This window comes from Nodosilinea sp. LEGE 07298 (assembly GCF_015207265.1).
Lineage (GTDB): Bacteria > Cyanobacteriota > Cyanobacteriia > Phormidesmidales > Phormidesmidaceae > Nodosilinea.
In genome coordinates this window covers 1-5,269 of the sequence record NZ_JADEXE010000385.1, presented here as the reverse complement: position 1 = coordinate 5,269, position 5,269 = coordinate 1, and the positions used below count along the sequence as shown (strand labels likewise).

Here is a 5,269-nt window from a genome sequence, read left to right as displayed (position 1 = left end):
AGCCGCACTTCGGACACCGGATAACGCCGTCGGGCCAGCGCAACGTCCGAACGCTGTCGTAGCACTTGGCCTCTTCCAAAAGGTGTGTCAGGGTTAGCATGAGATCGCAGAGCAGGTGCACTTTAGTGTTCAGCCTAGCGAATACATCATCTGCTTGCAGGTCACCTCCCTGAAACACCTATTGAGCCTGAGAATATTACTGAGTTTGGTATGGAGTGGCATGCTCTGACAGTTGCAAAAACGAGGCCCAGAACCGACTTAGTAGGGAACACAAACCTGACTATCAGCATAGTGAGCCATAGCTGCCTGTTTTCCCACCGCCATAATGGCCTGCTGGGGACAGTCTATGACATTCATGCTGTTAGGCAACTCAGCTGACTTGCGTTAGCTTACCGTTGCTGGGGGGAATGACCCTGAAAGTAAACCAATGGTTGCCCTCTAGTTTACCCCTTACTGCCATTGCCTGAATGGTAGCAGAATCCTTTCGGGGTGGCGGGTGGGTTTGCAAGCCTTTATCTCTAGTCAGTGGAGTCTACGTCTAAATCTTCCCAAGGGTTAGAGTTAACATCTCGCAGGCGCTTGAGCATCCAGTCAAAGCGAATGCCGCCCATGGAGAGCATGTCGTTGATTTCGTCTAGCCCAGCATCGTTGAGGCTAGCGACCGGTCGCCAGTGCTCCCCTTGCAGGTGCTTGACGGTGCTGCGCAAACGGCTAGAGAGCAGAATGGCCAGGGCGCGGTAAAAGCGAGAGGCAAACCAAATGTCTTGCTGGAGTTTGTGGCGCAGCTGGGTGCAGGAAATAGCCAACACAATGCTGGTCTCTAGGGCCGATACCGTCGCCGAGGGCGGTTGACTATCGACAAACGACATCTCACCCACCACCTCGCCAGTAGCCAGGTGAGCAATAGGTTGAGCGCTTAGGGCCGCCACGGTAACCTCTAGGCCACCGTCTAAAATAAGGTAGATGTGTTCGCAGGGTTCGCCCTCGCGAATTAGCACTTGCCCCGGTTGAAGCTCTTGCCGCTGCCCAGCTTCAATTAGCCAGTCAACGTCATCGTCTTCTAAAACCCCGAGAATGAATACCACACGCTTCATGGCTGCGGCCTTACTCCACAATAGCCCGCCTGCCATGGGCAAGGCTGGGGGAAAAACCTGGCACTGGGCCACAATGGCAGAGGGGTCAACCTGGAACACTGCCGCATAGCTACCCTCTATAAGTCATGCCAGTTTTCTAACATACCCTAGGATGGGATGCATGGGACATTGCCGCCGCGCAGGTGTTCTGAAATAGTTCTAAACACGGTTTGACCTATCGAAATCTAGCGGCTGAGATTGCTGTAAAAGGTCGGTTTTCTTTATCTTTATTTTTGCCTTTCCTCGAACGCAAGCTCGACCAGTAGCGGCAGCAGACGGGCCTACGCCTAGAGTGGTATGTGGTGCTGCTGATTGCGATCGAAGTGCTGCTGTTGCTGTACAACCTGTTTATTCGCCCCCGCTGAGGTACCGATGGGACAATCTATTGTTGTGAATCAAGCCGAGTTTGAGCAGGCCGTGCTGCAACCCTCGTTTGAGCAGCCGGTGCTGGTCGATTTTTTTGCCACCTGGTGCGGCCCCTGCCAGCTGCTCAAGCCCCTGCTCGAAAAGCTGGCCCAGGAGTATGACTTTACTCTGGCCAAGGTGGATATCGACGCTAACCCTGAACTGGCCAAGGCCTTTGGGGTGGAAGGGGTGCCCGATGTACGAATCGTCAGCCAAGGGCAGGTCCAGGAGGGGTTTGTGGGGGTACTGCCCGAGCCGCAGCTGCGCGAGCTGCTGGCCAAGCTGGGCCTGCGATCGAGCCTGGAGCAAGACCTGGCAGCTTTTGATGCGGCCCTGGCCACTGCTGACCCTGCCGAGATTGTTCCGGCCCTGACCAATTTGCTGACCCGCTACCCTAACAACAGCCAAATTTTGCTCAAAGCGGCCCAGCTCTACCTCCTTCAAGGGGATGATGCCTTGGCTAGCCAGTATTTGGAGTTGATCGACCCCAGCGATCGCGACGCCACTGATATGGCCGATGGTCTACGGGGACTAATCACCCTGCGCCAGTCGCTAGCTGATTTGGGCGATTCTGACTTAGATACAGCTTTTGCTGCCGCAGGTCAGGCTGCGCTAAAGGGAGACTTTGCTACTGCCCTAGAAGGATTTTTGGTGGTGGTGGAGCGCGATCGCGCCTACCGCAACGACAGCGCTCGCAAGGCCATGCTGACGGTCTTTAAGCTGCTGGGCAGCGGCGACCCGCTCACTATCACCTATCGCAAACGGCTGATGCAGGCCCTTTATTGAACAACTCTTTACTTAGGAAAGTTTGAAGAATGCTGAGTCGGGCGATTTTGGTCAAGGCTACAACAGTTATTCTAGGAGTAGTTCCCTAAGCTGATTCTCTAGCCCTTTGCCAACCCTGCCTGAATGGTAAACCTATGGCATTTTTGACCCGCTGGCTTCAGTTTTTGAGGTTCCTCGAAGAACTACTAGAGGTTTTGGATGTGGTCACTACCCCCCTGGGTATGGTGGCTACCGTAGGCGTGATGCTCTACAGTTTGCTGGTGTTTTTAGGCACCGATGCTTCAGCTGCAGCTACGCTGGCCGGGTCTGTTACCCTGGGCCTCAGCTGTCTGATCACCCGTCCTGATTTTTAGCCCCTCACCGTCCCTCATCCTTTCCCCTGCCCATGCTCCCCGCCGCCGAGGCAGAAGCCAAAATTCTTGATTTAGTCTCATTGCCGGTCAACGCTGAGCAGGTGCCGCTAGACAAGGCTTTAGGGCGCATCTTGGCTCAATCTATTCCCAGCCCGCTCGATTTCCCCCACTGGGACAATTCAGCCATGGATGGCTACGCGGTGCGCCACGCCGATGTGCAGGGGGCCAGTGCCGAGAATCCGGTAGCGCTGACGCTGACGGAGACTATTCCGGCGGGGCGATCGCCCACTCAACCCGTTGACCCCGGCCAAGCCGCGCGCATTTTGACTGGGTCAATGCTGCCGACTGGAGCCGATACCATCGTCATTCAAGAAGTGACCCGGCGCGAGGGCGAGCAAGTACTGGTGCTAGAAACGCCCGAACCCAAACAATTTGTGCGCCACCAAGGCAGCTTTTGCCGGGCGGGCGATCCCCTGATGGGGGCAGGCCTTTTAATCGGCGGGCCAGAGCTAGCGGTGCTGGCCTCGGCCCAGTGCTTGCAGGTGCCGGTGTTTCCTCAGCCTCGGGTGGCGATTCTCTCCACGGGCGATGAGCTAGTGAGGCCCGACACCCCGCTGCAGCCGGGGCAAATCGTGGATTCTAACCAGTACGCTCTGGCCGCGCTAGTGCGTCAGGCCGGAGCAATCCCCGTTCCCCTGGGCATTGTGGCCGATCAGCCCCAGGCGCTGCGGACGGCCATTCAGACTGCCCTGGCCCAGGCGGATGTAATTGTGTCGGGGGGGGGCGTATCGGTAGGCGACTACGACTATGTCGACGAAATTTTGGCCGAGCTGGGGGCAACCCTGCACATTCGCTCGGTGGCGGTAAAGCCCGGTAAGCCCCTCACGGTGGCCACCTTCCCGGCTGTACAAGGCTCTGCGCCACTGTACTTTGGCCTGCCAGGGAACCCCGTGTCGGCGCTGGTAACCTTTTGGCGGTTTGTGGTGCCTGCTCTACGCAAGCGATCGGGGCTGGCGACGGTCTGGGGGCCAGGGTTTGTGCCCGCCGTTACCCGCCATGTTCTCAAAGCTGGAGGGCAGAGAGAAACTTACCTGTGGGGCAGGCTGACCCCAACTTCAGCCGGCTACGAGTTTGAACTGGCCAGCGGTGGCCACAACTCAGGTAATTTGATCAACCTGGCGGGCACCAATGCGCTGGCGATCGTACCGGTGGGCACAACGCGGGTTGCTGAAGGCGAGACAGTACAAGTCATGGCCATCAGCTAAGGCTCTTCTGGCAACGAAAATATTTGAGAATTTGCTTTCTCTCAAGGGCACAGGCCCTGCGCCCCTACCTTGGGATATCTTTTCCCTTTCATTATTGCGATCGCCCAGACTCTACCATGGCGCACACGTACTCCATCGCCGCTGAATTGAGTGGGTCGGGGTCTACGGGCAGCCAGCGATCGCTGCCAACGGGGCCGTTGAACTCGACGTCGCGAAAGCGGCGGCGATCGCAGTCGTACTCAGTTAAATAATCAGTGCGCTGGGGCTCACCGGAGCGGCTGTCGACGTAGTAGCTGCCCACCCGCACGTGGCCTAGACCCAAAGATTCTACCGAGTCAAGATCGACAAACTGCTGCTGCTGGCCCTGGCTGGCTTCGGCGACTGAATACCAAGTGGTGGCCATGGCGCTGGTGGGGGAGATAGGCAACATCAGCACTAGCCCCAGTAGGAGAGTTACCAGGTAGTTGAGGTGCATAGGGATCAGGTTTCTACCTCAATGACTTGACCAAACCATTTCAGTACTTGCAAAACCCTGTAGAGTTCGTGGATCGAGGTTAGCGCTGAAAAAACTCTCGATACACTGTAGACCCCATTCGTGCCTTTTTGCAGCTTTACAAAAACAGAGTCGTCGCCATTGGTCATTAGTGCATAAGCTGGCTGCTTAGGCTGGGGAGCTGCGCTTAAGTAGGCCAGGGTTTGTGGTAAAGCTGACCAGACCGAAAGCGCTGTCTTTTTTGACTCTAGCACCACCACCCAAAGCTGATCTTTCAGCACTAAGACATCGAGCCTACCCTGCAAAACCTCTTCAGAATCTGGCAGGATTAGCTGAACAGAGTCTTCTGCCTTAACTCTAAACGGTGGGTCGTAAAACCCAGCTAGAGTGAGTAACGGCGAAGCGAACAGAAGCAGCACGGTACTTTCTAGCAGCTGACCCTGCGATCGCTGATACAAGTAGCGACGGCACAAATCCATCAAGCCTGTTTTTTCGCTCTCGCTAAGGCTTGGTAAGTCAGTATTCCATTCTAGAAAAAACGCCTCTGCTTCCGTTCGAGTCAGGTGGAAGCGTTGCTCTGCCTCTGCCAGCGTTGTAATCGCCTCTGTAATAGCAACTGACATCGTTTCTACCGGCTACGATTCACCCATTCTAAGAAACGGGTCTAGCATTCTCTGGAGAAATTACAGAGTGGGAAAAAACAGCGCCCGGTAAGCCCCAATGATCGCCTCGCCCCAGAACACCGTGATCAACGCGCCGATCGCGAGAAATGGGCCAAAGGGCATCGGCTGGCGGCGGCTGATTAGCTTGAGGGCGATCGCGCCACCCCCCACT

Annotated in this window: 7 protein-coding genes and 1 pseudogene; 3 read left to right on the top strand and 5 right to left on the bottom strand. The window is 56.2% G+C overall.

The genetic code is table 11. The annotated features are described in order from the left end of the window. Together IQ273_RS36150 and IQ273_RS29935 are read right to left on the bottom strand one after the other, a co-directional pair. Positions 1–100: transposase (locus IQ273_RS36150; RefSeq protein ID WP_194021068.1), on the bottom strand; the 100-nt coding region annotated here is incomplete at its 3' end. A 418-nt stretch (positions 101–518) separates the two neighbouring features. Beyond that, positions 519–1,094 carry a cyclic nucleotide-binding domain-containing protein gene (locus tag IQ273_RS29935; RefSeq protein WP_194026748.1) on the bottom strand — a complete coding sequence of 192 codons (576 nt, stop codon included), beginning with the start codon at positions 1,092–1,094 and terminating at the stop codon, positions 519–521. A gap of 411 nt (positions 1,095–1,505) precedes the next feature. Here IQ273_RS29935 and IQ273_RS29930 point away from each other — a divergent pair, with 411 nt between their 5' ends. From IQ273_RS29930 to glp, 3 genes are all read left to right on the top strand, one after another. Continuing rightward, the gene (locus tag IQ273_RS29930) at positions 1,506–2,324 is read left to right on the top strand and encodes a tetratricopeptide repeat protein (protein WP_194026747.1); all 819 of its coding nucleotides are present in this window, start codon (positions 1,506–1,508) and stop codon (positions 2,322–2,324) included. 134 nt (positions 2,325–2,458) lie between these two features. Next, positions 2,459–2,677, top strand: a complete 219-nt coding sequence (locus IQ273_RS29925; protein WP_194026746.1) for a hypothetical protein — start codon at positions 2,459–2,461, stop codon at positions 2,675–2,677. Between the two features lie 32 nt (positions 2,678–2,709). Next, on the top strand, positions 2,710–3,942 hold the full coding sequence (glp, locus tag IQ273_RS29920) for a gephyrin-like molybdotransferase Glp (RefSeq protein ID WP_194026745.1): 1,233 nt from the start codon (positions 2,710–2,712) through the stop codon (positions 3,940–3,942). Between the two features lie 91 nt (positions 3,943–4,033). Here the strand turns inward: glp and IQ273_RS29915 are convergent, their stop codons facing one another. From IQ273_RS29915 to IQ273_RS36145, 3 genes and pseudogenes are all read right to left on the bottom strand, one after another. Next, entirely contained in the window at positions 4,034–4,417 is a 384-nt protein-coding gene (locus IQ273_RS29915; RefSeq protein ID WP_194026744.1) for a hypothetical protein, read from the bottom strand. A 5-nt stretch (positions 4,418–4,422) separates the two neighbouring features. Continuing rightward, complete coding sequence (locus IQ273_RS29910) at positions 4,423–5,058, bottom strand: type I restriction endonuclease subunit R (RefSeq protein ID WP_194026743.1); 636 nt, start codon at positions 5,056–5,058, stop codon at positions 4,423–4,425. A gap of 60 nt (positions 5,059–5,118) precedes the next feature. Then, positions 5,119–5,269, bottom strand: a pseudogene (locus tag IQ273_RS36145) (prepilin peptidase); the annotation flags it as partial.

What these genes read in the sequence shown, in the direction of transcription:
- IQ273_RS29930 (WP_194026747.1), top strand. Translation starts at nt 1,506, where the DNA reads ATGGGACAATCTATTGTTGTGAATCAAGCCGAGTTTGAGCAGGCCGTG.
- IQ273_RS29915 (WP_194026744.1), bottom strand. Translation starts at nt 4,417, where the DNA reads ATGCACCTCAACTACCTGGTAACTCTCCTACTGGGGCTAGTGCTGATG.
- IQ273_RS29925 (WP_194026746.1), top strand. Translation starts at nt 2,459, where the DNA reads ATGGCATTTTTGACCCGCTGGCTTCAGTTTTTGAGGTTCCTCGAAGAA.
- glp (WP_194026745.1), top strand. Translation starts at nt 2,710, where the DNA reads ATGCTCCCCGCCGCCGAGGCAGAAGCCAAAATTCTTGATTTAGTCTCA.
- IQ273_RS29935 (WP_194026748.1), bottom strand. Translation starts at nt 1,094, where the DNA reads ATGAAGCGTGTGGTATTCATTCTCGGGGTTTTAGAAGACGATGACGTT.
- IQ273_RS29910 (WP_194026743.1), bottom strand. Translation starts at nt 5,058, where the DNA reads ATGTCAGTTGCTATTACAGAGGCGATTACAACGCTGGCAGAGGCAGAG.